24 protein-coding genes are annotated in these 26,363 nt (G+C 42.1%); all 24 read left to right on the top strand.

All coding sequences use genetic code 11. The features are described from left to right. Positions 1-23: 23 nt before the first annotated feature. On the top strand, positions 24-935 hold the full coding sequence (locus SporoP33_RS06890; protein WP_081243041.1) for an SDR family NAD(P)-dependent oxidoreductase: 912 nt from the start codon (positions 24-26) through the stop codon (positions 933-935). Positions 936-1,026: 91 nt separating this feature from the next. Next, complete coding sequence (locus tag SporoP33_RS06885; RefSeq protein ID WP_081244782.1) at positions 1,027-1,434, top strand: FAS1-like dehydratase domain-containing protein; 408 nt, start codon at positions 1,027-1,029, stop codon at positions 1,432-1,434. A gap of 11 nt (positions 1,435-1,445) precedes the next feature. Next, positions 1,446-1,829 (top strand): MaoC/PaaZ C-terminal domain-containing protein, encoded by a 384-nt coding sequence (locus tag SporoP33_RS06880; protein WP_081243040.1) that lies wholly within the window; start codon positions 1,446-1,448, stop codon positions 1,827-1,829. Positions 1,830-2,096: 267 nt separating this feature from the next. After that, positions 2,097-3,164, top strand: coding sequence for a TRAP transporter substrate-binding protein DctP (dctP, locus tag SporoP33_RS06875; protein ID WP_196796880.1), 1,068 nt, complete (start codon positions 2,097-2,099; stop codon positions 3,162-3,164). A gap of 47 nt (positions 3,165-3,211) precedes the next feature. Next, entirely contained in the window at positions 3,212-3,982 is a 771-nt protein-coding gene (fadH, locus tag SporoP33_RS06870) for a 2,4-dienoyl-CoA reductase (protein ID WP_081243038.1), read from the top strand. 52 nt (positions 3,983-4,034) lie between these two features. Next, positions 4,035-5,279, top strand: a complete 1,245-nt coding sequence (locus tag SporoP33_RS06865; RefSeq protein ID WP_081243037.1) for a CaiB/BaiF CoA transferase family protein — start codon at positions 4,035-4,037, stop codon at positions 5,277-5,279. A 24-nt stretch (positions 5,280-5,303) separates the two neighbouring features. Beyond that, positions 5,304-6,233, top strand: a complete 930-nt coding sequence (locus SporoP33_RS06860; protein ID WP_081243036.1) for a hydroxymethylglutaryl-CoA lyase — start codon at positions 5,304-5,306, stop codon at positions 6,231-6,233. 33 nt (positions 6,234-6,266) lie between these two features. Beyond that, positions 6,267-7,076, top strand: coding sequence for an enoyl-CoA hydratase/isomerase family protein (locus tag SporoP33_RS06855; RefSeq protein WP_231293312.1), 810 nt, complete (start codon positions 6,267-6,269; stop codon positions 7,074-7,076). Positions 7,077-7,103: 27 nt separating this feature from the next. Continuing rightward, a complete protein-coding gene (locus SporoP33_RS06850) occupies positions 7,104-8,270 on the top strand; it encodes an acyl-CoA dehydrogenase family protein (RefSeq protein WP_081243035.1) in 1,167 nt (388 codons plus the stop codon). Positions 8,271-8,327: 57 nt separating this feature from the next. Next, entirely contained in the window at positions 8,328-9,719 is a 1,392-nt protein-coding gene (locus SporoP33_RS06845) for an MmgE/PrpD family protein (protein ID WP_081243034.1), read from the top strand. Continuing rightward, positions 9,706-10,203 carry a PaaI family thioesterase gene (locus SporoP33_RS06840; RefSeq protein ID WP_081243033.1) on the top strand — a complete coding sequence of 166 codons (498 nt, stop codon included), beginning with the start codon at positions 9,706-9,708 and terminating at the stop codon, positions 10,201-10,203. Before SporoP33_RS06845 ends, SporoP33_RS06840 begins: the two co-directional genes overlap by 14 nt. A 764-nt stretch (positions 10,204-10,967) precedes the next feature. Beyond that, a complete protein-coding gene (dctP, locus tag SporoP33_RS06835; protein WP_081243032.1) occupies positions 10,968-12,020 on the top strand; it encodes a TRAP transporter substrate-binding protein in 1,053 nt (350 codons plus the stop codon). Positions 12,021-12,171: 151 nt separating this feature from the next. After that, a complete protein-coding gene (locus tag SporoP33_RS06830; RefSeq protein WP_081243031.1) occupies positions 12,172-12,666 on the top strand; it encodes a TRAP transporter small permease in 495 nt (164 codons plus the stop codon). A 53-nt stretch (positions 12,667-12,719) separates the two neighbouring features. Then, positions 12,720-13,997 (top strand): TRAP transporter large permease, encoded by a 1,278-nt coding sequence (locus SporoP33_RS06825; RefSeq protein ID WP_081243030.1) that lies wholly within the window; start codon positions 12,720-12,722, stop codon positions 13,995-13,997. Between the two features lie 84 nt (positions 13,998-14,081). Continuing rightward, the gene (locus tag SporoP33_RS06820; RefSeq protein WP_081243029.1) at positions 14,082-15,191 is read left to right on the top strand and encodes a CaiB/BaiF CoA transferase family protein; all 1,110 of its coding nucleotides are present in this window, start codon (positions 14,082-14,084) and stop codon (positions 15,189-15,191) included. Positions 15,192-15,215: 24 nt separating this feature from the next. Next, a complete protein-coding gene (locus tag SporoP33_RS06815) occupies positions 15,216-15,998 on the top strand; it encodes a citryl-CoA lyase (RefSeq protein WP_081243028.1) in 783 nt (260 codons plus the stop codon). 71 nt (positions 15,999-16,069) lie between these two features. Further along, complete coding sequence (locus SporoP33_RS06810; RefSeq protein ID WP_081243027.1) at positions 16,070-16,861, top strand: IclR family transcriptional regulator; 792 nt, start codon at positions 16,070-16,072, stop codon at positions 16,859-16,861. A gap of 32 nt (positions 16,862-16,893) precedes the next feature. Beyond that, complete coding sequence (locus SporoP33_RS06805) at positions 16,894-17,667, top strand: electron transfer flavoprotein subunit beta/FixA family protein (protein WP_081243026.1); 774 nt, start codon at positions 16,894-16,896, stop codon at positions 17,665-17,667. 50 nt (positions 17,668-17,717) lie between these two features. Further along, complete coding sequence (locus SporoP33_RS06800) at positions 17,718-18,695, top strand: electron transfer flavoprotein subunit alpha/FixB family protein (protein ID WP_081243025.1); 978 nt, start codon at positions 17,718-17,720, stop codon at positions 18,693-18,695. 221 nt (positions 18,696-18,916) lie between these two features. Continuing rightward, the gene (locus tag SporoP33_RS06795; RefSeq protein WP_081243024.1) at positions 18,917-20,482 is read left to right on the top strand and encodes a long-chain-fatty-acid--CoA ligase; all 1,566 of its coding nucleotides are present in this window, start codon (positions 18,917-18,919) and stop codon (positions 20,480-20,482) included. A 316-nt stretch (positions 20,483-20,798) separates the two neighbouring features. Next, complete coding sequence (gene dctP / locus SporoP33_RS06790) at positions 20,799-21,878, top strand: TRAP transporter substrate-binding protein DctP (protein WP_081243023.1); 1,080 nt, start codon at positions 20,799-20,801, stop codon at positions 21,876-21,878. 647 nt (positions 21,879-22,525) lie between these two features. Next, entirely contained in the window at positions 22,526-24,091 is a 1,566-nt protein-coding gene (locus SporoP33_RS06785; RefSeq protein WP_081243022.1) for a long-chain-fatty-acid--CoA ligase, read from the top strand. Positions 24,092-24,224: 133 nt separating this feature from the next. Next, positions 24,225-24,638: a PaaI family thioesterase gene (locus tag SporoP33_RS06780; protein WP_081243021.1), complete on the top strand. Its 414-nt coding sequence runs from the start codon at positions 24,225-24,227 to the stop codon at positions 24,636-24,638. A gap of 57 nt (positions 24,639-24,695) precedes the next feature. Further along, complete coding sequence (locus SporoP33_RS06775) at positions 24,696-26,294, top strand: long-chain-fatty-acid--CoA ligase (RefSeq protein ID WP_081243020.1); 1,599 nt, start codon at positions 24,696-24,698, stop codon at positions 26,292-26,294. Positions 26,295-26,363: the final 69 nt, after the last annotated feature.

Genomic DNA, 26,363 nt, shown 5'->3' with positions numbered 1-26,363 from the left:
AATAGAAGAGAGAAGGGTTTTATATGACAAATTTAACAGGCAAAGTAGCAATCGTAACAGGATCAGGAAGAGGAATTGGGCGTGACATCGCACTGCTGCTTGCAAAAGAAGGAGCAAGTGTAGTCGTCAACGATTTAGGTGCAAGTTCTGTCGGTGAAGGTGAAGATTCCAAAGTAGCTGATGAGGTAGTAAAAGAAATTACTGATGCGGGCGGAAAAGCAGTTGCAAACTATGATTCCGTAGCAGAATACGATAGCGCAAATAATATTGTTCAGACAGCTCTTGATGCGTTTGGACGAATCGATATTGTTGTAAATAATGCCGGAATTTTAAGAGACCGTATGGTGTTTAAAATGAGCGAAAGTGAATGGGATTCTGTCCTTCAAGTTCACTTAAAAGGCTGCTTCAACATGATCAGTGCAGCTTCTACTCACTTTAAAGAGCAGAAAAGCGGACGTTTTATCAACTTCACTTCAACTTCAGGATTGATCGGTAATATCGGGCAGTCAAACTATGCTGCTGCGAAGCTGGGGATTGTTGGTCTGTCTAAAGTAACAGCGCTGGATATGGCTAGATATAATGTAACTTCTAACTGTATTTCACCATTTGCATGGAGCCGCCTGATTGGAACTATTCCGACAGATACAGAGGCAGAAGAGGCACGTGTTAAGAAATTAAAGCAATTGTCACCTGCTCATATCGCGCCGCTTGTAGCATTCTTAGCTTCAGAAGATGCGTCAGACGTTTCGGGTCAAATTTTCGGTGTCAGAGGAAAAGAAATTATGGTATTCTCGCAGCCGCGTCCGGTGCGCTCTGTTTATAATGCTGAAGGATGGTCAGTTGAAAGCCTGAGTGACATCAAAGGCGCTCTTCAGTCAAGCTTCACTCCTTTAGAAGTCAGTTCAGATGTATTCCCGTACGAGCCGCTCGTTTAATGATGTGTGATTTTTAAATATATATTTTATGCTTTGCTAGATAAATTGAATGAATATCACTGTGAGAGAGGAGAGATTTGATTTGAACGATGTGGCGTCTAACTTGGAACGATTGAAAAGTATTAAACTGGAATCGTATACGTATACCATTGAAAAAGCGAAGATTCGGGAACTTGCAATTGCGATTGGGGATCAGCGGGACAGTTATCTAAACGGGGAGGCATTACCACCGACTTTTGCCGCGGTAGTTGAATATTGGGGCGGTCAGTCATCTGCTTCAGCACTTCTTGGCTTGGATGTTGCCAGAGTGCTGCATGGCGAGCAGGAATATGAATATGTAGGTGAAATGAATCCTGGGGATGAAATCACAGTTAACGCCATTATTGAAGATGCGTATTCAAAAGCAGCGATGACTTTTATTGTTATGAAGAAAGAATTTGTTAATCAGCATGGTGAATTAGTGTTAATTAGCCGGGCGACTATTATTGAAAAGCACTAGGAGGGAAAACGATGAACATTGGCTATCAATTTGCAACACTTGAAAAAGAGGAAATCACACATACCCAAATCGTTCGCTATGCAGGAGCGTCGGGAGATTTCAACCCAATTCACACTGTCGTTCCTTTTGCTCAAAAAGCCGGAATGGATGACGTAATTGCACACGGATTAATGGTTATGGGCTTTATCGGTCAGGCAATTGGTGACTGGGTGCCGGTAAAAGATCTGGCTAAATTTGGCGTGCGGTTCAAAGCTATAACAAAACCGGGAGAAAAGATTAATGTTACCGGCAGCGTTCTGGATGAAACAGAAGATCGCTGGATTTGTGAAGCTAAGGCAAGTAACGAAGCCGGAGAAGTCAAAGTTCAGGCCAAGTTTGAAGTTCGCAAGAAATAATCAGTCGGTGGAATCGGTTGTGGCCCAAAAAGGTTGACAGGACCTTTTTGGGAACAAACCATTCCGAGGATTATCTTTATTCAGCAGAAGCCCCCCTTTTTACAATAGATATAAAAGCGGCGTCCCGGAATGGTCTTTGTTGTAAGAGCAACAAAGTCAATAACTCCTTGGAACTGCTTACTCTTCTGCTGAATGAAGATAACCCTCAACATGACAGTCAGCGTAACCGTGCAGTATACTGCTTCACAAATAAAGGAGGAGAAAGTAATGATGAAGAATATGTTTAAACCTTTGGTATTATCTGCAGTGTTGCTCACAGCAGCAGGGTGCGGAAATTCGGATGGGATGAAAAATGAAACGGGAAGTGCAGATGATGCATCAGCCAAACCAATCACATTAAAGCTAGCGGCATCGCAGCCAGTAACACACACTTTACACGATGGAGTTTTTGTTCCGTTTATGGAAAAGGTAACGGAATTAACCGACGGGCAAGTTGAATTTGATTTTTATCCCTCCGAGCAATTGGGGAAAGCTGGTGATCTGTATGACTTAACCAGTAATGGTGTAACGGATATGAGCTTTATAGTCTCAACTTATACCCCGAGCCTGATGCCGATAACCGGCAGTTTACTGGGTATCCCAGGCTTGTACGATAACTCTTATGAGGGAACGAAGGCTTTACATATGCTGAATAAAGATAGTGCGGTATTGGAATCTGATTTCTTGAATAATGGTGTTAGACCGCTAGTGAGCAGCGCGCTTCTTCCAAATGAGTTTTGGACAAAAGGCAAAGAAATTGTATTACCGAAGGACATTAAAGGGATAAAGGCCAGAGTAACTGGTGATGCCCTAAATAAATCAATTTCTGCCCTGGAAGGCACACCAATCAATTTGACTGCCTCAGAATTCTACGAGGCTTTTGATAGAGGAGTATACGACTCACTCGTCTTGAATGCTACTTCTATGAATGACTATGGTTTTTCAGAACTGGCCAAGTATGGAACGGACGGCATTTCCTTTGGCGGACTGGCTACTGGGCTGATCATTAATGAAAACGTATATCAAAAATTACCTGAAGATATAAAAGAGATCTTTTTGCAAGTTGGAGATGAAGTGACTGAAGATTACGCGAAGTTTCTGGACGAAGAAAATGATGCGGTGAAAGAAGAACTGAGAGCAGCAGGAATAACTGTAAGAGAATTAACTTCTGAGGAAGCTGAACAATGGAAGCAATTTTATAGTGAAATGGAAGCAGCGTTAATAAGCGAACATACAGAAGCTAATTACAGTGAAATAGTGAATAAATTTAAAGAAGAAGTTAAAAAGCATAAATAATATCTTTGTTCATGTCGCTGATCTGAAAAAAGAGGGGGATTGTTTCCGTGAAAGGTAAAACGGTAATTGTGACAGGCGGCAGCAGCGGTCTGGGTAAAGCAATGGCGTTCAAGTTTGCAAAAGAAGGTGCAAATGTTGTCATCACCGGCAGAAATGCGGAGCGATTGAATGAAGCAAAAGAAGAAATTCAGCAATCGGGAGGATCCGTCTTTCCGTTTCAAATGGACGTCAGGGAGACAGCTCATGTAGAGGAAATGGTTCGCAAAACAACAGAAAAGTTTGGCCAGATTGACTTTCTGGTGAATAACGCCGCAGGTAACTTTGTCTGTCAGGCCGAAGATCTATCGTACAACGGCTGGAGATCGGTCATTGATATTGTTTTGAACGGGACTTGGTACTGCTCGCAGGCGGTCGGAAAAGAATGGATTGCGACAGGCCAAAAAGGAAGCATTCTTAACATTATAGCCACCTATGCGTGGGGAGCAGGACCGGGAATGACCCATTCGGCATCTGCTAAAGCCGGTGTGCTGGCGATGACTAGAACGCTTGCCGTGGAATGGGGCAGCAGATACGGGATTAGAGTAAATGGCATTGCGCCTGGCCCGATTGGTGATACAGAGGGTGTTTCCCGGCTGATCGAAAATCAGAACGTGGCAGACAGCGCTATGAACGCCATCCCGCTGAAGCGCTTCGGCACGAAAGAAGAAATTGCGGATTTGGCCGAATTCTTATTAAGCGAGAAATCAGCGTTCATTAACGGAGAATGTATAACGATTGACGGCGGCAAGTGGTTGAATAATGAACAGTATAAACTGTGAGTAAAGTATCTAGTACCATCAGTAACTGCATAGCTGAATGGAGGAAGATTTCATGAGCAGACCATTAGAAGGTATGAAAGTAATCGATATTACTTCAAATATATCAGGCCCCAGCCTGACGATGATACTGGGCGATCTGGGCGCAGAAGTCATTAAAATTGAAAGACCGGTGAGCGGCGACGATTCACGGAATATGGGTCCGATGTGGGAAGGTGAAGGCGTCTACTATCTTCAGATAAATCGTAACAAGCGATCTATTATTATTGATTTGAAAACAGATGAAGGCCGGGAACTGGTAAAAGATTTAGTTAAAGAGGCTGATGTTTTTGTAGAAAACTTCCGGCTGGGTAAAACCGAAGATATGGGGCTCAGCTACGAAGATTTGCAGTCTATTAACCCGGAAATAATTTACTGTTCTTTAACAGCCTATGGACAAACAGGCCCGGACAGTCATAAACCGGGTTATGATGCAATCGTTCAAGCGGGAACAGGCATTATGAGCATCAATGGACCTGCCGGGGGAGAACCTGCGAGAGCCGCAGTATCTATTTTGGATCAGGGAAGCGCTATGTGGGGTGTTATAGGAATATTATCCGCATTGCTTCACAGAAACAAAACAGGTGTTGGCCAGAAAGTGGAAACTTCTTTGTTTGAGACGGGTGTTTTCTGGACGAACTATCATTTGATGTCCTATATGGCTGACGGCCGGGAACCGGTTAAATTAGGTGCAGGGCATGCGGCTTTCGCTCCGTATGGTGCATTTAGAACAGCTACATCAGAGATTATGATAGGTATTTCCAATGAATCTCTATTTAAAAAATTATGTATAGTTCTCGGTAAAGAAGAGTGGGCAAGTGATCCAAGATTCAGTTCCAATAAAAATAGATTGGAAAATCGAAAGGAATTATCGAGAGAGATTGAAAGTGTTCTCGTTAAGAAAGATGCGGATTTCTGGATGAAGAAAATTGATGAAGCTGGTGTTCCAAGTTCAATTATACAGAAAATCTCACACATGGTTGATCATCCGCAAACTCAAAGCACCGGGATGCTGCAGCCGGTCGATCACCCATTAATCGATAATATGAGATTAATTCGATTGCCGATCAGTTTATCGGAGACGCCGATTGAAATCAAAAAGGCACCGCCGTTATTAGGTGAAGATACTAGGACAATTTTAAAAGACAGCGGGCTGTCTGAAGATAAGATTGACGAACTTATTGCAAAAGGTATTGTTCATAATATTGACCAAGAACTGGCGAAGAAAATGAAAAATGCAAGCGCGATAGAGGTTGAGTGAAATAATCATGTAGGGGGGCCAGGTATGATGGAACTTCCAAAAACGGTCAGAATAAATGAAGTAGTCTTGCGTGACGGACTGCAGCTTGAGAAAAAAATCATAAGTGTGGAAGAAAAAAATCGCTTATTTACAAAATTACAAAGTGCCGGTATAAAATCGTTTGAATTTGGTTCATTTGTTCATCCAAAAAGGGTGCCGCAGATGGCGAACAGCGGTGAACTGTTCACGAACATTGCGGATGGGGACAATTCGACAGACTTAATCGCGTTAGTGCCGAATTTAAAAGGCGCTGAAATCGCAAAGAGCTTTGGTGTGAAACAAGTCAATTTTGTATTCTCAGCGAGTGATACACATAATCAGCAAAACGTACAAAGCACTACGCTGGAATCGTTAGAAGAACTAAAACTCATCGATAAATTTTGTGCATCGAATAACTTATTGCTCGACGTTACAATTGCCACTACGTTCGGGTGCCCGTTTGAAGGAGATATTCCAATTGAACGGATCCTGACAATCTTGGAAAGTGTATCTGAATGTCAGACGAATCATTTAACATTGGCGGATACGACCGGAATGGCCAATCCGAAACAAGTCAGTGACGTGCTGCGTGAAGTATTCGCTGCGCATCCTGACCTGGACGTGAACTTGCACTTCCATAATACAAGGGGAATGGGATTAGCTAATATTTTAGCAGCGGTCCAATCCGGAGTAACCAGTTTTGATACGGCGCTTGGCGGACTGGGCGGATGTCCTTTCGCACCGGGTGCAACAGGCAATGTTTGCACGGAGGACGTTGTTCATATGCTGCATAGCATGAATATCGAAACAGCGATTGATTTAGATCAGCTGCTGGAAGCATCCAAGCTGTTGGAGGAAGTGATCGGACACCCGAATTCCAGCTATATTTTAAAAGCAGGTCCTTATAATAGAAGGTACTCAATTCCTGCAGTGTAAAGATGACCGCAATTTAAAAGGAGTGATTGAAAAATGGTTCAAACGAAAATGGTTGATTGGAAAACGATCGTATTGGATGAATCCCAAGCGGAAGAATTCGTTTATATTATTACACTAAACCGGCCTGATGCGATGAATTCATTAAATACATTGATGGCCGAAGAGTTAATAGAATGTGTCACAATGCTTAAAGAGAAAGATGACGTCAGAGCATTAATTATTACAGGCAGCGGAACGAGATGTTTCTGTCCTGGAGCCGACTTAAAAGAGCGCAAAACTATGGATAATGTTCAATGGAAGCGTCAGCATGATATTTTTGAAGATGCGTATGAGCTGATCAGAACATTCCCGTACCCTGTCATTGCCGCGGTTAACGGCTATGCATTAGGCGGCGGAATGGAAATGATTTTAAGCTGTGATCTTCGATATGTAGCTGAGCATGCGAAGATGGGTCTGCCTGAAGCGAAGCTGGGCATTATTCCTGGGGTTGGCGGAACGCAGCTGCTGCCAAGATCTGTCCCGGTGGCGATTGCAAAAGAACTTTTATTTACCGGCAAGCAGCTGGATGCTCAAAAAGCGCTTGAAATAGGTTTGGCTAATGATGTCTTTTCGATGGAAGAGTTACTGGAGAAGACGATTGAGACAGCTAAAACGATTGCCAAAAACGCGCCATTATCTCTTCAGTCAATAAAGAAGGCTGTGGATACAGGGCTGCAGACAGATATTAATACAGCATTATCAATTGAGCTCGATCAATATTACAAATGTGCATTTTCTGAAGACCGTCTCGAAGGTGTCTATGCGTTTAATGAAAAAAGAGATCCTGTTTGGACAGGAAAATAAATACTAAACATTTGGAGGAATCATCATATGGTAAAAGTTAAAAGTACAAACGACGAAATTGAACTGATCAGAAAAAGTGTGCGGACGTTATGCAGCAAGTTTCCGGAAGATTACTGGGCGAAACTTGATAAAAATAATGACTACCCAAGTGAATTTATTCAAGCATTGACAGATGAAGGCTGGCTGTCCGTGCTAATCCCGGAAGAATACGGCGGTGCTGGTCTGGGCATGGTGGAAGCCAGTGCAATTCTCGAGGAAATTAACAGATCAGGCGGAAATGCCGGAGCGGGGCATGCGCAAATGTATACGATGGGTGCGCTGCTGAGTCATGGAAGCGAAGAACAGAAACAGCGGTACTTGCCTAAAATTGCAACAGGTGAATTGCGTCTGCAGGCATTCGGCATAACTGAGCCGACAGCAGGAAGCGATACGACCAGCATCACTACAACTGCTGTTCGCAAAGGTGACAAGTATATCGTCAACGGTCAGAAGATTTGGATATCAAGATCTAAATATTCGGATTTAATGCTGTTATTGGCAAGAACCACGCCGAAAGATCAGGTGACAAAGAAGACTGATGGATTAAGCCTGTTCATATTAGACATGAACGATCAGAAAGACAATATTACTATTCGTGACATCGATACGATGATTAACCATGCGACAACAGAGATTTTCCTTGAAAATGTAGAGATTCCTGCAGAAAACCTGATTGGTGTAGAAGGCAAAGGATTCGGCTACGTGCTAAGCGGCATGAATGCTGAACGTATTTTGATCGCATCAGAGAGTATTGGTGACGGGTATTACTTCATCGATAAAGCCGTACAATACGCGAATGAAAGAGTTGTGTTTGATCGTCCTATCGGAAAAAACCAGGGAATCCAATTTCCAATTGCACAATCTTACATGGATGTCGAAGCAGCAAAACTTATGCGGGATAAGGCTGCAGAAATGTTTGATTCAGGAGAAAAAGGCGGTGCAGAGGCAAATATGGCGAAGTACTTGGCCTCAAATGCAGCATGGAAAGCGGCTAATGCTGCAATGGACACATACGGCGGCTATGGTTTTGCAACGGAATACCATATTGAAAGAAAGTTCAGAGAGGCGCGGTTGTTCATGATTGCACCGATCTCTAATAACTTAGTAGTCAGCTTCGTGGCGCAGCACGTACTTGGGCTTCCAAGGTCCTTCTGATTATCTGTACCTATTGAATGAAGTATTATTCCAGAACGAATGAAAAGAGGGATATCAATGAGTTTAAGTGAAAAGTTAGCAAAGTATTCTTCTTCGCTTACCTATGAAGACTTGCCGGAAGACGTAGTTGCGTTTGCCAAGTTATGTATACTGGATTATTTCGGTTCTGCGCTGGCAGGAGTGAATAAACCGCCTGTTCAAATGATCAGTGACACGGTCAATGTGATGGGCGGGAACCCGCAGGCGACGCTCCTGACGGGAGGAAAGTCTTCCGTGATGAATGCTGCTTTAGTAAATGGAGCAGCGAGTCATATCGTCGAACTGGATGACATTCATAAATCATCGATTATTCATGCGGCTACTGTTGTTGTTCCTGCAGCATTGGCGGTTGCAGAATGGAAAGAATTAAGCGGAAAAGATCTAATTCTTTCTGTTGTGCTAGGATATGAAGTTTGCTTTAGAGTGGGAGAAGCCGTATCGCCATCCCATTATTACTACTGGCACAATACTGCGACTTGCGGGACTTTCGGTTCTGCGGCCGCAGTAGCCAAGCTTCTTCAATTAGATGATGAGGCTTATGTGAATGCACTTGGAAACGCGGGCAGTCAAGCGGCAGGTCTTTGGGAGTTTATCGAAGATGGAGCTATGACCAAGCAGCTGCATCCGGGCAAAGCTGCGATGAATGGCTTGCTGGCCAGTGTACTTGCAGAAAAAGGCTTTACGGGTGCTAAGAAGATCCTGGAAGGAAAACGAGGCTTCTTCAACGCAATGAGCGATGAGTATGATTCGGAAAAAATCACGCTGAATCTTGGCAAAGAACATAAAATAGTCGAAAATTCATTTAAAATCCACGCATCTTGCCGCCATACTCACGCTGCTATTGATATGGCGATTGAAATATTTAAGGAAAATGAGTTTTCAGTTGAAGATATTTCAAAAGTGGAAGTCGGCGCATATAAATCCACAATGGATATTACGGATAATAATAATCCGAAAACCCAATACGAATCAAAATTCAGCATTCAGTATTGTACAGCCTTGGCATTAGTTAAAGGAAGTGCAAACTTGAATGATTTCAATGAAGATGATTTATGGAATCCGGAAATTAGGGAAGTCATGGGTAAAGTAGAGGCAGTTCTGGATCCGGAAGTGGATAAAGATTACCCGGTGAAATGGGGAGCCAAAGTAAAACTGCACCTGAAAAATGGCGAAGTGTTTGAGAAACAATCCTATTATCCAAAAGGTGATCCCGAAAATCCTGTCAGCACGGAAGATCTGCAGCGTAAATTCTGTAATTTGGCTACGCCTTTATCAGAAGATAAAAGTAAGTCATTCTCTGAAGTTCTTCTATCCTTGGAGAGTGTTGCCAATGTATCTGATATGATGTCAGATCTGAGTAACTCTATCGGTGTTCCATCTGAAGGATACGTTGTGAATGAAGGAAGATAATGTTCAGGCGGCTAAAGATTTAATACAAAAGAAACTGGATGCTTTTTCTCCCAAGGAATTGAAGGAAATAAATTATATTCTTTCAACGTATGCGAAAACTGCTGAAGCGAGCGCTGGCGGGGAAGTTCCGATGCACTTTTTTGGACGCCTTGCCGGACTCACGCGCTTAGATGCATATAGGGTTGAAATGGATTTGGGTTTACACAATGTAAATACGTATGGGGTTGCTCAGGGCGGCGCGGTGTTCACTTTAGCAGATGTGGCGATTGGATTCCTGCTCTTAGAAGAGCTGCCGGAAGGTCAAAAAGTTTTTACATTGGAACTAAAAATAAATTTCATCAAAAAAGGTAAAGGTGTCCGTCTCATAGCCACCCCAAAGATAATTAGTGCGGGTAAAACAATTGTTGTAGCAGAGTGTAATGTGGAAGATGAATTTGGGGTTATTGTTGCGAAAGCGTTAGGGACATTTTTCTTGAGCCGATAGAGTGCATGAATGATAAGTGAATCATCCAACTTAAGATCATCTTCTGCCAGTCGTCTTCCTGTTTCCTCAATTGAAATAGGGGAGACGACTTTATTGTAAATGTTTCTCAGAGAGTCTAAAGAAATTTCTAACATAAAGTAACGAGAAGTCATTCATAATCATACCATCCGTTCCATTATATAACGTGGCTGCCAAGTTTATTGGGACAGCGAATCCGATATACCCAAATGGTAGTTAATAGGGAAATATAATTTAGGGAATGGTGAACGCAAGCATAATTAGATAAGTGAAGTAATCAGATGAACCTCCACGGCAACGATCTGCCAGCTGAAGTACTGCTGCCTTTAAATTATATTAAAATACCATAAAAACATACTATTGTTAATATTCCGATTATTATTGACAATACATTATTTTGCATGTAAAATTAAAATAATATTAATTATCAACGTTTTGGTAGTTTCGTTTTAAATAATCAGTAATATTTTTTCCTTGGTGAAAATATCATTAATTATTGGACAGCAGACAAGCAACATCCAAACGAATCATCATGCAGCTGCTTATAAGCAGTTATCGGATACTGTCGAATAAGTATTTTTAATTGCTCTCTGTCAGTTTGGAGTGCTGGTAGCAGCCTTCAAATGTAAACGTTTACACACAGTTTGTTTTCAAAGACTTGAAATCTGACCAGACAGACGTAAACATACGATCCAGAAGATTTATCTGCTTTGACTTACCAAATAAGAATTATAGGAGATGAGACAATGAACAAGAAATTTATTACGGCAATACTCGCTTCTTTTTTATTACTTGTTTTAACGGCATGCGGGAATTCGGCTGAAAGCAGCGATGATGCTGCGAAAAAAGACAAAGTCACATTGAAATTTGCTACCGCGCAGTCTGATACACATTCTTTAACATCTGAAGTGTTTAAACCAATGATGGAAGAAATCACGGAGCGTACAGACGGGCAGGTCGAATTTGACTTTTATCCTGCTGAACAATTAGGAAAGGCCGCAGATCTGTATGATTTAACAAGTGATGGCGTTGCAGATATATCATTCTATATTTCTACTTACTATCCTGACAAAATGCCGATCACCAGTTCACTAATAGGAATTCCAGGTTTGTATTCTACGAGCTATGAAGGGTCAGTAACATATCATGAAATTGCCCAGAAAGATCCTGTATTACAATCTGATTTCATTAAAAATGGTGTTAGACCAATCTTAACTTATAATGCACCGGCTGGCGAGTTATGGACGAGAGGGAAAGAAGTATTCGTACCGGAAGATGTAAAAGGCATGAAAATCAGAACGACAGGCGAAGTGTTAAATAAAGCAACAGTGGCTCTTGATGCGACACCGGTAAATATTACACTGTCAGAAATGTATGAGGCGTTTGATAGAGGTGTTTACGACGGGATTAACTTAAATGCCCAATCGTTAAATGACCATGGTATGGGTGAATTGGTTAAGTACGGTACAAAGGGTGTTAATTTCGGAGGTTCCGGAACAGGTCTTATTATTAACGAGAATGTCTTCCAGAGTCTTTCTGAAGACGTTCAAAAAGTAATTTTGGAAGTAGGGGAAAAGTATACAAAGAGTAATGCTGAAAGAACGGACGAATACGTTGAAAGTATTTTCAAAGAGTACAAAGATAAGGGAATTGTTATACATGAAATAACTGAAGATGAGAAAGCAAAATGGTCCAAGTTCTTTGAAAGCGTTGAACAGGATTGGTTAAAAGAAAAAGATAATCCTGAATTTGAGGAAACGCTAAAAGCATTTAAAGAGAAGTCGAAAGAAAATAAGTAAAATGTCAGTCATGCTTAAACGGTTTGTTCACGGGCACTCCGTTTAAGCAAAGATTACAAAGCAAATACAGCCCTGCTATCATCATCCAACTGCTTCATGTGAATCTTTTTGCACGGTAACGATACAAATCTTTTAGACAGGGGGGTAAGTTATGACGTTTTTAAGTAATCTGCTAACGAGATTGGATAAATTAATTACTTATGTATCCGCAGCTACCATTTTCATCATGATGATGTGGATTGTAATGGATGTTGTATTACGATCTGTTTTCAATTCCCCCATCACAGGAACTATTGAAATTACAGGTGAATACTTGCTGCTGATCATTGTATATCTGTCAATCAGTTATGCCTATAAAGAAGGAAGCCACGTTTCTGTAGACTTCATAGTTGAGAAGTTTCCAAAACCATTACGCAGTGTGTTAAAAGTTATTACTAATCTATTGGCCATCACAACATTTTCGTTGCTGGGATATGCAAATTATCTGAAAGGAATGGATTATTTTGCAAATGATGTGCGCACAACTAGCTTACTTCATTATCCATTGGCTCCCGCTTTACTAATTATTTCAATAGGGGTCTTCTTGCTTGTCATAAACTTACTTCTGGAATCTATAGCGATTATTAGAGGAAAGGTTGAGGTGTAAGAAGATCAGCCAGCACGCAGTTAGATTAAACAAGTTGAAAAAGAGGTGATTAAATGGTTTTAGGAATATTGATATTGGTATTAATCATCCTTTTACTTACGGGAATGCCAATCGCATTTGTATTGCTGACGATAGGATCGGCAGGAATTATTACTCTACAAGGATTCGATACATTACAGGGAATTTTGGCAACCACTGCTTATCGAAGTGTCAATAGTTTCGTATACAGCGCGATACCTTTGTTTGTATTAATGGCCCATTTTATCTCTAAAAGTAAAATAGCAGATGAGTTGTTTGACAGTGTTATCAAGTGGGTTGGCCATGTTCCTGGCGGGGCCGGGATTGCCACAGTGTTGGCGAGTGCGGGATTTGGAACGTTGTCAGGTTCCAGTGTAGCTGCGACAGCAGCAATGTCCCAAATTGCTATTCCGCAAATGATGAAGGCGAATTATTCCGATTCCTTTTCAGCTGGTCTAGTAGCGACATCCACCGGTGTATTGGCAGCAATGATTCCTCCGAGTGTACCGCTCATTCTGTATGGTATTCAAACGGAAAACTCGATTGGTAAATTGCTCGTTGCAGGTATTTTGCCCGGTTTGCTGATCGCATTTTTTTTATGCTTGTTCATCGTAGTTATATCTTTCAAAAATAAAAGTAAAACACCCAGGGCTGCCTGGAAAGAACGGTTTGTTTCCTTAAAGAATATCTGGCCGATGGTTATATTAGTCATCTTCGTCCTCTATGTTATCTATTCGGGGACAGGGACAGCTACCGAAGCAGCAGCTTTTGGAGCGTTTGGTGCACTTGTCATTGGATTGGTTATGAAAAGGCTGAATTTCCAACTGATTTTTGAAGCCCTTATGCACACGACAAAACAAACGACCATGATATTTACAATTATTATAGGTGCCCATGTCTTTTCTTATTATATAGCAATGACCAGGATCGGAAATACGATGGTTACTGCGATTGAAGATAGCGGTTTCCCGACTTGGGGAATTCTGCTGCTGATAATTATCCTTTATCTGATCATGGGAATGTTTATGGATTTGATTGGTACTATGTTGCTGACAATCCCGCTAGTTTATCCGCTAATTGTCGGTTTAGGTTATGATCCGATTTGGTTTGGAATAGTACTTGTGCTGTTATTGGAGATTGGTCTGGTGACGCCGCCGGTAGGTATTAACTTGTTCATTACAAGTGAGCAGTCAGGTATTTCTACCGGAAAGGTATTAGGCGGTGCTGTTCCGTTTATCGGTGTACTATTAGTTGCTTTGCTCGTCATCATATTATTCCCGCAGATTGCTTTGTACTTGCCGTCGCTTATGTAAATGCCCGGCGAATGGAAGAAAGACATTTAGCTCAAGTAAGATACACGATAATTGATAACTGTGTCAGAAGTGGAGGGTGTCTGGATGTTAGAAGGAATAAAAGTTATTGACTTTACGCAATACTTGCCGGGGCCGCATGCGACATTACGGCTGGCGGATATGGGAGCCGAAGTTATTAAAGTGGAATCCCCTGCTGGTGATCCGGCACGTTATCCTGCTGAAAAAGACGGTGGAGATAAATATCTCTTCCGCGCCCAAAACAGAAATAAAGAGAGTATCACACTTAATTTGAAAGAGGCTGCTGATCAGCAGATTGCCAAGGATTTAATAGCAGATGCCGATGTAGTAATTGAAGGCTTCCGGCCGGGAGTTACCAGCCGCTTAGGAATCAGCTATGAAGAAGTTATCACGTGTAAACCTGACATTGTCTACTGTTCATTAACCGGATACGGACAGGTGAGCCCGTTAAGTCATCTGGGGAGCCATGATATAAACTATATGGCCCTAAGCGGTGTGCTGTCTCAATTTAAGGACCGTGAAAAGAGACCTGTTCAGCCCACTACCACAATGGCGGATTTAGTAGGCGCAATGGCAGCGAGTGAGTCAATCGTTGCCGCACTCTTAAAAAGAGAACGGACAGGAAACGGGTCTTATATTGATTTAGCAATAGCAGATGTAATGGTTACCTTGATGACCAATCATGTGTTGATCGAATCAGCCACCGGAGAACAGCATGGGATGCCGAGATTAAATGGTGCTCATGTGTGCTATACCCTTTATGAAACTAAAGACGGCAGGTTTATCAGTCTGGCCGCACTGGAACCGAAGTTTTGGGAGAACTTCTGCCTGGCGGTAGAGAAAGAGTCGTGGCTTGGGTCCAGTTTTACCCCGCCGTCAAAAGAAAATCCCGTGTATCAAGAGATGGTGTCATTATTTCTCAGCCGGGATTTTGAAGAATGGATTCATTTATCCCAAACAGTAGATTGCTGTATTACGCCAGTGTTAGAGGCAGGAGAATTAGCAGACTATCCATATTATAAAGCAAGAAATTTAATTCAAACACAGGATGGATTAAATCATGTTGCGACTCGGTATTATCCGGATCAGTCTGAAACTATACAATATAAACCATCACCAAAGCACGGCAATCATCAGAATGGCTTGTTGCAGGAATTGAAAAGTAGTTTAAAATAAAAAATAGGAATAGAGGGAATTACTATGAAATTTGAAACTAAGGTTGGTTATTCAGAAACAGATAAAGTATTTGTTCATGGGCATAATCTGGTAGATGATCTAATTGGAGAAATCACATTAGCGGATATGGCGTTCTTGGGTGCAAAACACAGAAAGCCAAATGCAAACGAATCAAAAATGTTAAATGCACTTATGGTTGCTGTTTGTGAACATGGTTTTACACCAAGCTCGATCTCTACACGTTTAACTTACCTGGGTGCTCCGGAAGCAGTGCAGGCTGCAGTTGCTGCCGGACTTTTAGGAGCAGGTTCAGTTTATCTTGGAGCAATGGAACAAGTTGCAGAAATGCTTCAGGATGGAATGGAAAGAGCCGGCAACGATAAAAGTCCAAAGGAACTGGCAACGTGGATTTTAGATGACCGTGCTGAAAGAGGTATTCAATTGCCTGGATTTGGTCATCCTATTCACCGGCCGGTAGATCCAAGAACAGTGAAATTATTTGAACTGGCTAAGGAACTTGGTTTCTATAAAAAGAACTCTGAAACAATTAACGAAATCAGTTTGCAGTTTAATGAAAGAAAAGGAAAATCTATTACGCTGAATGCCGTAGGTGCGATTGGAGCGATCATGGCGGATATGGAATTTGATTACCGCGTGATGAAATCCTTTGCGGTTGCAGCAAGAGCCGTAGGATTAGTGGCACATATTGTAGAAGAGATTGAGGTAGGCAGAAAAGATAGCGTAGGACAAAAAATATTTGATTATATCGAAACTAATGCAGATTATAAAGTGGGTGTTGAAAAATAAGTTTTACAATCCAATGTTGCATTAGGAGGATTATACAATCCTTGTTGTAATCTGATTAAGGGGTAATAAATATGAAAAACTTGGAAAAACCGGCTAGAAAGTATTCTGTACCTGCTGTAAACACGGCTTTTAGAATCATCACATTATTAAGCAGGAAAAAGTATCAAAAGAGTACACTTACCCAAATTGCTAATGCATTGGATTTAAATCCGACGACGTGTTTCAGGATATTGCAGGAGCTCCAAGAACAGTCCATCGTAAAATATGATGAACAATCTAAGCGCTATATACTGGGTCCTTACCTGGTGGTATTGGGTGAGCGGGCAAAAGAGTTCCAATATGACTTGTCCATCATTGACCCTTATCTTGAAAAAATCACTAGAGAAACCGGACTGACTTCTCTATTGGTTTCCAAGGTCCGGAGTGACAGAACGGCAATAGTGTCTAAAGTTGAGGATGAGAATTTCGGCGTGAAGATATCTGTAGGACGTCATTTCGATTTACTGGACGGGGCATACGGAAAATGTATTATGGCTTATGCCAATGAGGCAGATGCCGAGTACTACTTCAATTCCAACGAACGGATAATCAACACTTCGCCAGAAGACTTTCAGGCATTAAAAAATGAACTGATTGAAGTGAAGAAAAATGGGTTCGCGATATCATATGATGAAACAATAAGAGGGATCTTCGGGGTCGCGGCTCCGATAATGAATTTCAACAATCAGGTGGATCTTTCTATCGCGGTAGTCGGAATGTGTGCCCAATATAAAGTAGATGAACTCCAGCCAATAGTAGATGTAATAACGGAGTACTCTAAAAAAATCACGCTTGAAATAAACAAAAGATATAAAGAAATGTAAGTCAGGAACAGATTGACCAACGGAGGGATAAAATGAATATTTACGTACTGGTGAAGAGGACATTTGACACGGAAGAAAGAATTGCGATTAAGAACGGTGAAATTGCAGAAGACGGTGCAGAATTTATTATTAATCCTTACGATGAATATGCCATTGAAGAAGCGATCGAGGTGCGTGATGCTAACGGCGGCGAAGTGACAGTAGTCACAATTGGCGGCGAGGATTCAGAAAAGCAGCTTCGGACAGCGCTGGCAATGGGTGCAGACAAAGCGGTACTCATTAACACGGAAGACGATTTGGATGAATCAGATGAATTTACAGCTGCCAAGATTATCGCTGAATACTTGAAAGATAAAGATGCAGATCTGATTTTAGCAGGTAACGTGGCAATTGACGGCGGTTCAGGACAGATCGGGCCCCGTGTTGCAGAGTTATTGAATATAAACTATGTGACAACTATTACAGATTTGGAAATCGATGGTTCAGCCGTTAAAATTGTGCGTGATGTTGAAGGGGATTCAGAGAAAATTGAAACAACACTTCCGCTTCTGGTAACCGCGCAACAGGGGCTGAATGAACCGCGATACCCATCGCTTCCGGGAATTATGAAAGCGAAAAAGAAACCGCTTGAAGAGCTGGAATTAGATGACTTGGATTTGGAAGAAGATGATGTAGAAGCTAAGACAGAAACGATTGAAGTTTTTCTGCCTGCAGCCAAAGCGGCTGGACGTATACTTGAAGGCGAGCTTGCCGATCAAGTAAGTGAGCTTGCAGATCTATTACGCAATGAAGCAAAAGTAATTTAATTGAATAAGAAGTAATCACAATAGATTACTCTTTACTGGAGGGACTATAAATGACGAAAAAAGTGTTAGTACTTGGAGAAGTGCGGGAAGGTGCACTTCGTAATGTTTCATTTGAAGTAATAGCGGCGGCGAAAAAGATTTCCGGCGGCGGAGAGGTAGTTGCGGTTCTTCTGGGGGAGAACGTGCAATCATTTACAGAAGAAATGATTCACTATGGCGCGGACCGTGTAGTAACGGTAGAACATGCTAATTTACAGCAATATACTTCAGACGGGTTTTCACAAGGGTTTATGGCGGTTTATGAACAAGAAAGCCCTGAAGCAATTGTTTTTGGACATACAGCATTGGGGAAAGACTTATCTCCTAAGATTGCAAGTAAACTGGCAAGCGGACTCATTTCGGACGTAACTTCTATTGAAGGAGAAGGCGATGAGGCAGTATTCATTCGACCGATTTATTCAGGTAAAGCATTTGAGAAAGTGAGAAATAAGGACGGTTTATTATTTATTACGATCCGCCCGAACAATATCGCCCCGCTTGAACACGACAGCAGCCGTTCAGGTGAAGTCTCTTCTGTTGAAGTCGACGTAACTAACCTGCGTACAATTATTGCTGACGTCGTTCGTAAATCGACAGAAGGCGTGGATATGTCTGAAGCGAAAGTAGTCGTGGCAGGCGGGCGCGGTGTGAAGAGTGCGGAAGGTTTCAATCCCTTGAAAGAACTAGCTGATCTATTGGGCGGTGCAGTCGGTGCGTCCCGTGGTGCATGTGATGCGGACTACTGTGACTACTCATTGCAAATTGGGCAAACAGGTAAAGTCATCACGCCTGATTTGTATATCGGTGTAGGTATTTCCGGCGCTATTCAGCATATGGCAGGTATGTCGAACTCGAAAATTATTGTCGCAATTAATAAAGATCCGGAAGCTGAGATTTTCAAAGTAGCTGACTATGGCATTGTTGGAGATTTATTTGAAGTGGTGCCATTGATGATCGAAGAATTTAAGAAAGCAAAAGTCGGCGCGTAAGAGAAACTGATTGTTTATAAGCTATGTAAACAAAGCCGTCTATGCCGATCTTTTCAAAGTCGCATAGACGGCTTTGTCATGGTCTATTATATGTTAAGCGCATGGGCCTCCGCGTTGAAGAACGGACACCCTTCGTTTGAAATGGTATCAGTTTTATCCAGATGGAAGGCGCAGCGCTCTAATTCAAGACAATCATTAGTTAATAGAAAGGGGAGAATCAAATGATCATCACAAAATCTCTGATGTATAATGCGAAACATATTCCCGAACGATTGGCTATTTTAGATGAAGGATACAGCTGTACTTACGGCGAGCTGGCAAGCAGAACTGCGCAGTTAAAAGAAGCCCTAAAAGGTCTGGGTGTCTCTAAGGGAGATAAGGTCGGCATTTTTCTGTTGAACACCTTTCGATACGTCGAGCTGATTTACGCGATTACCGCGATAGGCGCCATTGCGGTCCCGTTAAATACGAGACTGTCGCGACGCGAGCTTGCGTACATAGTGGAAGATTCCGGAATGGGCGTCTTGTTTTTCCATCCCGAATACCTCGAACATATACCAGAGCTGGAACAGGCCGCAAAAAGTCAGCTGAAATCGATCATCGTCTCCGATGACGAAACACATGGCTATGCAAGTTACGAGGAACTCATTGCGGGCGAAAGCGCATCAGTGCTGACGTACGATGAGATCAGTGAAGATGATATCGCGTGTATTTTCTACACAGGCGGTACGACAGGCCCTGCCACGGGTGTGATGTTATCGCACCGAAATCAAGTCAGCAATTATTATCATACAACCACAAAGTTCAACTATAACGAATGGACAAATTACCTGCATGCGGCCCCGATGTTCCATTTGGCGGACTGCGGAAAAACGATTGGCGTGACGTGGGGCGGCGGAACACACAGCTTTTTGAAAACGTTTACAGTGAAAGGGTTCCTCGAAGCCGTCCAAACCTACAGACCGACTGTCATTTCACTCGTTCCCACCATGATCAATATGGTAATGAATGATCCAGATTTTACACAGTATGATGTGAGCAGTATTCAAAAGATAAACTATGGCTCTTCTGCCATGTCCCCAGACTTATTTAAAAAAGTGAGGGCTGCGTTTCCCGGTGTAGCGTTTTATCAGTCTTACGGCATGACAGAAGCGTCGCCAGTGTTAACGATCTTGGAACCTGAAGACCATGTGGTGAGCGAAGATGCAAAAGCGCAAAGACGTTTATCGTCGGTCGGCAAAGGTATACCTGGCGTGGAAGTTCGTGTGGTAGATGACGAAGGGGCTGACGTCGCGGTCGGGGAAATTGGAGAAGTGATTGCCCGTGGCCCGAATATCATGAGAGGGTACTGGAATGCGCCGGAGAAAACGGCGAATACTATTAAAGCCGGCTGGTATCATTCCGGTGATATGGCAATGATAGATGAAGATCACTATATATATATCGTAGACCGCAAGAAAGATATGATTATTACAGGCGGCGAGAACGTCTATTCCATTGAAGTGGAAAATGTCTTATCCAGTCATCCGGCTGTGCTCGAAGCAGCAGTAATTGGTATTCCCGATTCCAAATGGGGCGAAGCAATCAAAGCAGTCGTTGTAGTCAGAGATACGCACGAACTGACGGAGGCAGAGATGATCGAATACAGCAAACCGCTGCTGGCCAATTACAAGGTTCCTAAATCCGTAGACTTTATGGAAGCGCTGCCGAAGAACGGCGCCGGGAAGATTCTGAAAAGAGAACTGCGTGAAAAGTATTGGAAGGATTATGAGTTGAATGTTAACTAATAATAGAAGGGACGCAGTAGGCGGGGGATAAACGGACAGGCAAAATAATTGCGACTGGTTACGCTTCAATCCCGAACGTAACCAGTCTGCCCCGGTTTGAACAAAGCTGATCGTACTGGACAAGCTTCTTGGTTTTAGGAGATATCAGCCCCCATATTCCAAAAGGAACTGATGACCCTACATATTATAGTCAGTTACAGAAAGTTAAGGCTAGTTGAGGAGTAACTGATTTATAAGGAATTACTTACTGAGATAAGAGCAATTTTAAGGTGGCAATGATGTGTAATAAAAGAATATCCTTTCAGGAGGTCAGAAAATGAAGAAAAAATTTAGTATGATTCCATTACTTCTTATAGCGATAATGGTTCTCTCTGCTTGCGGGGCATCGAATGGAGCGACGAAAGTAAACGGTGCAACAAAAGAAGGTGATGCGTCAAAAACAATTAAGCTGAAGTTTGCGGTCTCACAACCTGAAACTCATTCTTTATTTGAGTGGGCGTATACTCCTTTTATGGAGCGGGTTACCGAATTAACGGACGGGCAAGTTGAATTTGAATTTTACCCTTCTGAGCAAATGGGAAAGTCTGCTGATTTATACGATTTGACGAGCAGCGGTGTAACAGATATCAGTTTTATTGTATCGACTTACACTCCGAGTATGATGCCGATCACAAGCGGTCTTCTCGGGATGCCGGGTCTCTATTCGAATGCTTATGAAGGTTCTATGGCTTTGCATGCGCTCAACAAAAAAAGTCCTGTTTTAGAAGCGGACTTCTTGAATAATGGCGTCCGCCCGATAATGAGCCACGCTCTCCCGCCCAACGAATTTTGGACGAAAGGCAAAAAAATTGCAGTTCCGGCAGATGTAAAGGGAATGAAAGTCCGATCAAATGGAGAGATCATTAACCAGGCTGTGCTGGCTCTTAATGCTTCACCTATTAATCTGACTGCCGCGGAGATGTACGAAGGATTTGATCGCGGAGTATTTGACGGACTGCTTCTGAACGCTTTGTCGATGAATGACTACGGATTCAGTGAGCTGGTGCAGTATGGTACGGTGGGAGTTGACTTTGGCGGGCTTGCTGCTGGTTTGATTATTAACGAAAATGCATATCAGAAGCTGCCTGAGAATATACAAAAAGTGCTTGAACAAGTAGGGGATGAGGTTTCGGAGAGTTACGCGAAGAAGTTTGATGAAATAAATGATTCCGTCATAAAAGATTTAAGAGGTAAAGGTATCACTTTGTATGAATTGACTGAAGATGAGCAATCAAAATGGCATGATTACTATGATGAAGTAGAACGCAATTGGCTGAGCGGAAAATCAGGTTATGATTTTGAGGCGATTTTAGCTGAATTTAAAGAAGAAGTGGAAAACGTGCGCGATCAGCAGTAATAACAATATGCTTATGTGAAAAGGCAACTAAGAAGTTAAATATTTCACCTGCAGATCGAGGAAGGCAGGATTTCTATTTGTGATCAATCGTATAGTGCAGTACCGGATACTGGCTTCGTCTGCCAGTAATACGATGCGCGCATTTGTTGCGTGATAGATTTCAATAGAACGTTACACACTATAGCAAGATATATAACACTTTAATTGGGGAATTACCAGATGGCGTTTTTTTACAAGACGCACTCGTGGTAATTCCTTTCTTTTTACTTCTTAGCGCCTGACGACTGAAAGGAATCCAATCTCAGTCCGTATACAGTCTTATGGACAGTCAGTTCTTCGTGCCGCTATTATGCTTGGAATAATAAAAATCTAGAAGAAATGCGTTCAGACTACTCATTATATTCCGATTATTGTGTTGACAAAGTAATTTTTACGTGTAAAATTATTAACAAAGATAATTGAAGTGGATTTCAAAAAGTCCAGTTAAATTAATGATTATTTTTTCATATATAAAAAAGATATATTTCAGTAGAGAAAAAATAGAAATCATTAACTAGAAATCTATTGTTTTTTTAACTTGCAGGATCAATGAAATGCAAGTGTCGGTAAAATTTTCAGTATCTGTTGAATAGAAAGGGGAGAATTAAATGATCATCACAAAATCTCTGATGTATAATGCGAAACATATTCCCGAACGATTGGCTATTTTAGATGAAGGATACAGCTGCACTTACGGCGAGCTGGCAAACAGAACCGCACAGTTAAAAGAAGCCTTAAAAGGTCTCGGTGTCACAAAAGGAGATAAGGTCGGCATTTTTCTGTTGAACACCTTTCGATACGTCGAGCTGATTTACGCGATTACCGCGATCGGCGCGATTGCCGTCCCGTTAAATACAAGACTGTCGAGACGCGAGCTTGCATACATCGTCGGAGATTCCGAAATGAGCGTCTTGTTTTTCCATCCCGAATACCTCGAACATATACCGGCGCTCGAACAAGCCGCGAAGAACCAGCTGAAATCGATCATCGTCTCCGATGACGAAACATCTGGCTATGCAAGTTACGAAGAACTGATTGCGGACGAAAGTGCCTCAGAGCTGACGTACGATGAGATCAATGAAGATGATATCGCGTGTATTTTTTACACAGGTGGTACGACAGGGCCTGCCACGGGTGTGATGTTATCGCACCGAAATCAAGTCAGCAATTATTATCATACAACCACCAAGTTTAACTACAATGAATGGACAAATTACCTGCATGCGGCCCCGATGTTTCATTTGGCCGACTGCGGAAAAACGATTGGTGTGACATGGGGCGGCGGAACGCACAGCTTTTTGAAAACGTTTACAGTGAAAGGGTTCCTTGAAGCTGTCCAAACCTACAGACCGACCGTCATCTCCCTCGTTCCGACCATGATCAATATGGTAATGAATGATCCAGATTTTACGCAGTATGATGTGAGCAGTATTCAAAAGATAAACTATGGCTCTTCTGCCATGTCGCCAGACTTAATTAAAAAAGTAAGGGCTGCGTTTCCTGGTGTAGCGTTTTATCAGTCTTACGGCATGACAGAAGCGTCGCCGGTGTTAACGATTTTGGAGCCTGAAGACCATGTGGTGAGCGAAGATGCAAAAGCGCAAAGACGTTTATCATCAGTCGGCAAAGGGATCCCAGGCGTGGAAGTTCGTGTAGTAGATGACGAAGGGGCTGACGTCGCGGTCGGGGAAATTGGAGAAGTGATTGCCCGTGGCCCGAATATTATGAAAGGGTACTGGAATGCGCCGGAAAAAACGGCGAATACGATTAAAGACGGCTGGTATCATTCGGGCGATATGGCGATGATGGACGAAGATCATTATGTATATATCGTAGATCGCAAGAAAGATATGATTATTACAGGCGGCGAGAACGTCTATTCCATTGAAGTGGAAAATGTCTTATCCAGTCATCCGGCTGTGCTCGAAGCAGCAGTAATTGGTATTCCCGATTCCAAATGGGGCGAAGCAATCAAGGCAGTCGTTGTAGTCAGAGATACGCACGAACTGACGGAGGCAGAGATGATCGAATACAGCAAACCGCTGCTGGCCAATTACAAGGTTCCTAAATCCGTAGACTTTATGGAAGCGCTGCCAAAGAACGGCGCCGGGAAGATTCTGAAAAGAGAACTGCGTGAAAAGTATTGGAAAGACTGCAAGTTGAACGTTAACTGATGATAAAGAAACGTAATGAGTAAGGAAAATAGCATAGTACTGACAGATAAAGAGCGGCTGTGTGATATCAGATGCATACCATTGTGTGAGCGTTTATTCTCACAGTCAAGAAGCCTGACAAGGAGGGAAAACGATGAGTACTGCGATGAAGCTTGTAGAAGTAAAAGATGAATTTATCCAAAGTCCTTATGTACAGCATTTAGGGATTCAAATAACAAAATTTGAAGAGGGTGATGTGCAGGCGAAATTAGATGTGCATGACAGTCTGCTCAATTTCGTAGGGACAGTAAATGGGGGTGTGATCGCCTCTGTGCATGATATTATCCAAAGTATGCAGCTCCGTTCTGTTATTAAAAAGAGGTGTGTGACCATCAATTTAAATATAAACTATATAGCTCCCATTATGACAGAAACAATATATGCCGAGGCCAGGATCACTTCAAAAACCTACAAAACCGCCTTTATGGAAGGTGTCATAAAAGATGCTGACGGAAATATTATATCAACAGCTGCAGGCGTTTTTAAGATCATACACGAAAAGAATTAGTCTCGCTAATTGCACACGAAGTTCATTTAATCAATTTACGTAAAGGGGACAAAAGTTATGGAGAAGATATGGCATGAAATTTATTCGGATGACATCCCAAGAGAGCTAAAGTTACCCGAGATGACCATTTACGAGATGCTGCAAAAATCTGCAAAAGAATTCCCAGAGCACAAATCGTTTATATATAACGATATTCACTTGTCTTACAGAGATTTAAAAAACAGTTGCGATAAATTGGCTGCGGCATTATACAGCAAAGGTTTCAGAAAAGGTGACCGCATTGCAGTGATGCTGCCAAATCGTATGGAATATATAGTAGCCTATTTTGCGATCCAGCGGCTGGGCTGTATTATGGTTCAAGTTAATGTAATGTACCAGGCTTCAGAATTGCATCCGATTTTAAGTGATTCGCAGGCTTCAGGCATGATTTGTGAAAATGTTCAAAAGGAAAAAATTGATGCGCTGGGACTGGGTGATCAGTTAGTTTGGATCATCGTAGACAACGAACAAACGGAAGAGAGTAGCTTCGCTCGCTTGCTGGAAGAACAGCATGGTCCGCTTCCCGACGTAGAAATAAACCCTAAAGAAGACGTGGCGGTATTGCAATACACAGGAGGAACCACCGGCAAATCTAAAGGCGCTATGCTGACACATTATAATATTGTCAGTAATGCCTATCAAAATATCGTGTTTAATTGTTTGGAAAGAAATAAAGAAATCATTCTTGGAAATTCCCCGTTATTCCACATCATGGGTTTGAGTTATATAAATATAACTGTGTTTTCCGCAGGTACCTTTATTATCGTTGATAGATTTAAAGTAGAAAAAGTGTTGAATTTAATAAAAGAACATAAACCGACGATTTTCGTAGGCGCACCTACGATGTACGTAGCTTTATTGCAATATGAAAATCTGACAAAAGATGATTTGAAGAGCTTAAGAATATGTTCTTGCGGAACATCTCCGCTGCCGAATGAAGTGATCAGTAAATTCGAAGAACTGTCGGGAACAAAAATTATCGAAGGATATGGCCTAACAGAGGCTATCGTGACCCATAGAAATCCTGTTTCTGATAAGCGGAAAGCCGGAAGTGTAGGGGTTCCGCTGCCGAACACCGACTGTAAAATCGTAGATGCTGAAACCGGAACGGAAGAGATGGAAGTTGGGCAATCGGGTGAGATCCTTATTAAAGGGCCACAAGTCATGAAAGGGTATTGGAATAATCAAGTAGAAACAAATTTGTCCATTCGCGATGGCTGGCTGTACACAGGTGATATCGGATACATGGATGAAGATGGCCGTTTTTATATAGCAGGCCGGAAGAAAGAGCTAATCATTGCAAGCGGATACAATATTTATCCGATAGAAGTAGAAGAGGTCCTGTACGAACACCCGGCAGTTATGGAGGTTTGTGTTTATGGCATTCCCGATTCATATAGGGGAGAAACTGTAAAAGCAACTATTGTTTTAAGGAAAGGCATGACTTGCACTGAAGAAGAACTGAAAGAATGGTGTTCTGATAAATTAGCCACTTATAAAGTGCCGAGATTTTATGAGTTTAGAGATGAATTGCCAAAAACTGCAGTCGGGAAAATCTTGAGACGCAAGCTGGTTGAAGATCACAGTAATGAAAAAAAGGAATCAAGTCTGTATTAATTACCGTGTAATCATAGGAATACAGAATGATTCGTGTAATATGCTGGAGTTTCCAGACTAAACGGCGGA

Origin of the sequence: Sporosarcina sp. P33, from assembly GCF_002077155.1 — a bacterium.
Classification (GTDB): domain Bacteria; phylum Bacillota; class Bacilli; order Bacillales_A; family Planococcaceae; genus Sporosarcina.
Note: the sequence above shows the minus strand (reverse complement) of the source record. Positions and strands in the feature narration are given on the sequence as shown.

What these genes read in the sequence shown, in the direction of transcription:
- SporoP33_RS06890 (WP_081243041.1), top strand. Translation starts at nt 24, where the DNA reads ATGACAAATTTAACAGGCAAAGTAGCAATCGTAACAGGATCAGGAAGA.
- SporoP33_RS06880 (WP_081243040.1), top strand. Translation starts at nt 1,446, where the DNA reads ATGAACATTGGCTATCAATTTGCAACACTTGAAAAAGAGGAAATCACA.
- dctP (WP_196796880.1), top strand. Translation starts at nt 2,097, where the DNA reads ATGATGAAGAATATGTTTAAACCTTTGGTATTATCTGCAGTGTTGCTC.
- SporoP33_RS06865 (WP_081243037.1), top strand. Translation starts at nt 4,035, where the DNA reads ATGAGCAGACCATTAGAAGGTATGAAAGTAATCGATATTACTTCAAAT.
- SporoP33_RS06860 (WP_081243036.1), top strand. Translation starts at nt 5,304, where the DNA reads ATGATGGAACTTCCAAAAACGGTCAGAATAAATGAAGTAGTCTTGCGT.
- SporoP33_RS06855 (WP_231293312.1), top strand. Translation starts at nt 6,267, where the DNA reads ATGGTTCAAACGAAAATGGTTGATTGGAAAACGATCGTATTGGATGAA.
- SporoP33_RS06850 (WP_081243035.1), top strand. Translation starts at nt 7,104, where the DNA reads ATGGTAAAAGTTAAAAGTACAAACGACGAAATTGAACTGATCAGAAAA.
- SporoP33_RS06845 (WP_081243034.1), top strand. Translation starts at nt 8,328, where the DNA reads ATGAGTTTAAGTGAAAAGTTAGCAAAGTATTCTTCTTCGCTTACCTAT.
- SporoP33_RS06840 (WP_081243033.1), top strand. Translation starts at nt 9,706, where the DNA reads ATGAAGGAAGATAATGTTCAGGCGGCTAAAGATTTAATACAAAAGAAA.
- dctP (WP_081243032.1), top strand. Translation starts at nt 10,968, where the DNA reads ATGAACAAGAAATTTATTACGGCAATACTCGCTTCTTTTTTATTACTT.
- SporoP33_RS06830 (WP_081243031.1), top strand. Translation starts at nt 12,172, where the DNA reads ATGACGTTTTTAAGTAATCTGCTAACGAGATTGGATAAATTAATTACT.
- SporoP33_RS06825 (WP_081243030.1), top strand. Translation starts at nt 12,720, where the DNA reads ATGGTTTTAGGAATATTGATATTGGTATTAATCATCCTTTTACTTACG.
- SporoP33_RS06820 (WP_081243029.1), top strand. Translation starts at nt 14,082, where the DNA reads ATGTTAGAAGGAATAAAAGTTATTGACTTTACGCAATACTTGCCGGGG.
- SporoP33_RS06815 (WP_081243028.1), top strand. Translation starts at nt 15,216, where the DNA reads ATGAAATTTGAAACTAAGGTTGGTTATTCAGAAACAGATAAAGTATTT.
- SporoP33_RS06810 (WP_081243027.1), top strand. Translation starts at nt 16,070, where the DNA reads ATGAAAAACTTGGAAAAACCGGCTAGAAAGTATTCTGTACCTGCTGTA.
- SporoP33_RS06805 (WP_081243026.1), top strand. Translation starts at nt 16,894, where the DNA reads ATGAATATTTACGTACTGGTGAAGAGGACATTTGACACGGAAGAAAGA.
- SporoP33_RS06800 (WP_081243025.1), top strand. Translation starts at nt 17,718, where the DNA reads ATGACGAAAAAAGTGTTAGTACTTGGAGAAGTGCGGGAAGGTGCACTT.
- SporoP33_RS06795 (WP_081243024.1), top strand. Translation starts at nt 18,917, where the DNA reads ATGATCATCACAAAATCTCTGATGTATAATGCGAAACATATTCCCGAA.
- dctP (WP_081243023.1), top strand. Translation starts at nt 20,799, where the DNA reads ATGAAGAAAAAATTTAGTATGATTCCATTACTTCTTATAGCGATAATG.
- SporoP33_RS06785 (WP_081243022.1), top strand. Translation starts at nt 22,526, where the DNA reads ATGATCATCACAAAATCTCTGATGTATAATGCGAAACATATTCCCGAA.
- SporoP33_RS06780 (WP_081243021.1), top strand. Translation starts at nt 24,225, where the DNA reads ATGAGTACTGCGATGAAGCTTGTAGAAGTAAAAGATGAATTTATCCAA.
- SporoP33_RS06775 (WP_081243020.1), top strand. Translation starts at nt 24,696, where the DNA reads ATGGAGAAGATATGGCATGAAATTTATTCGGATGACATCCCAAGAGAG.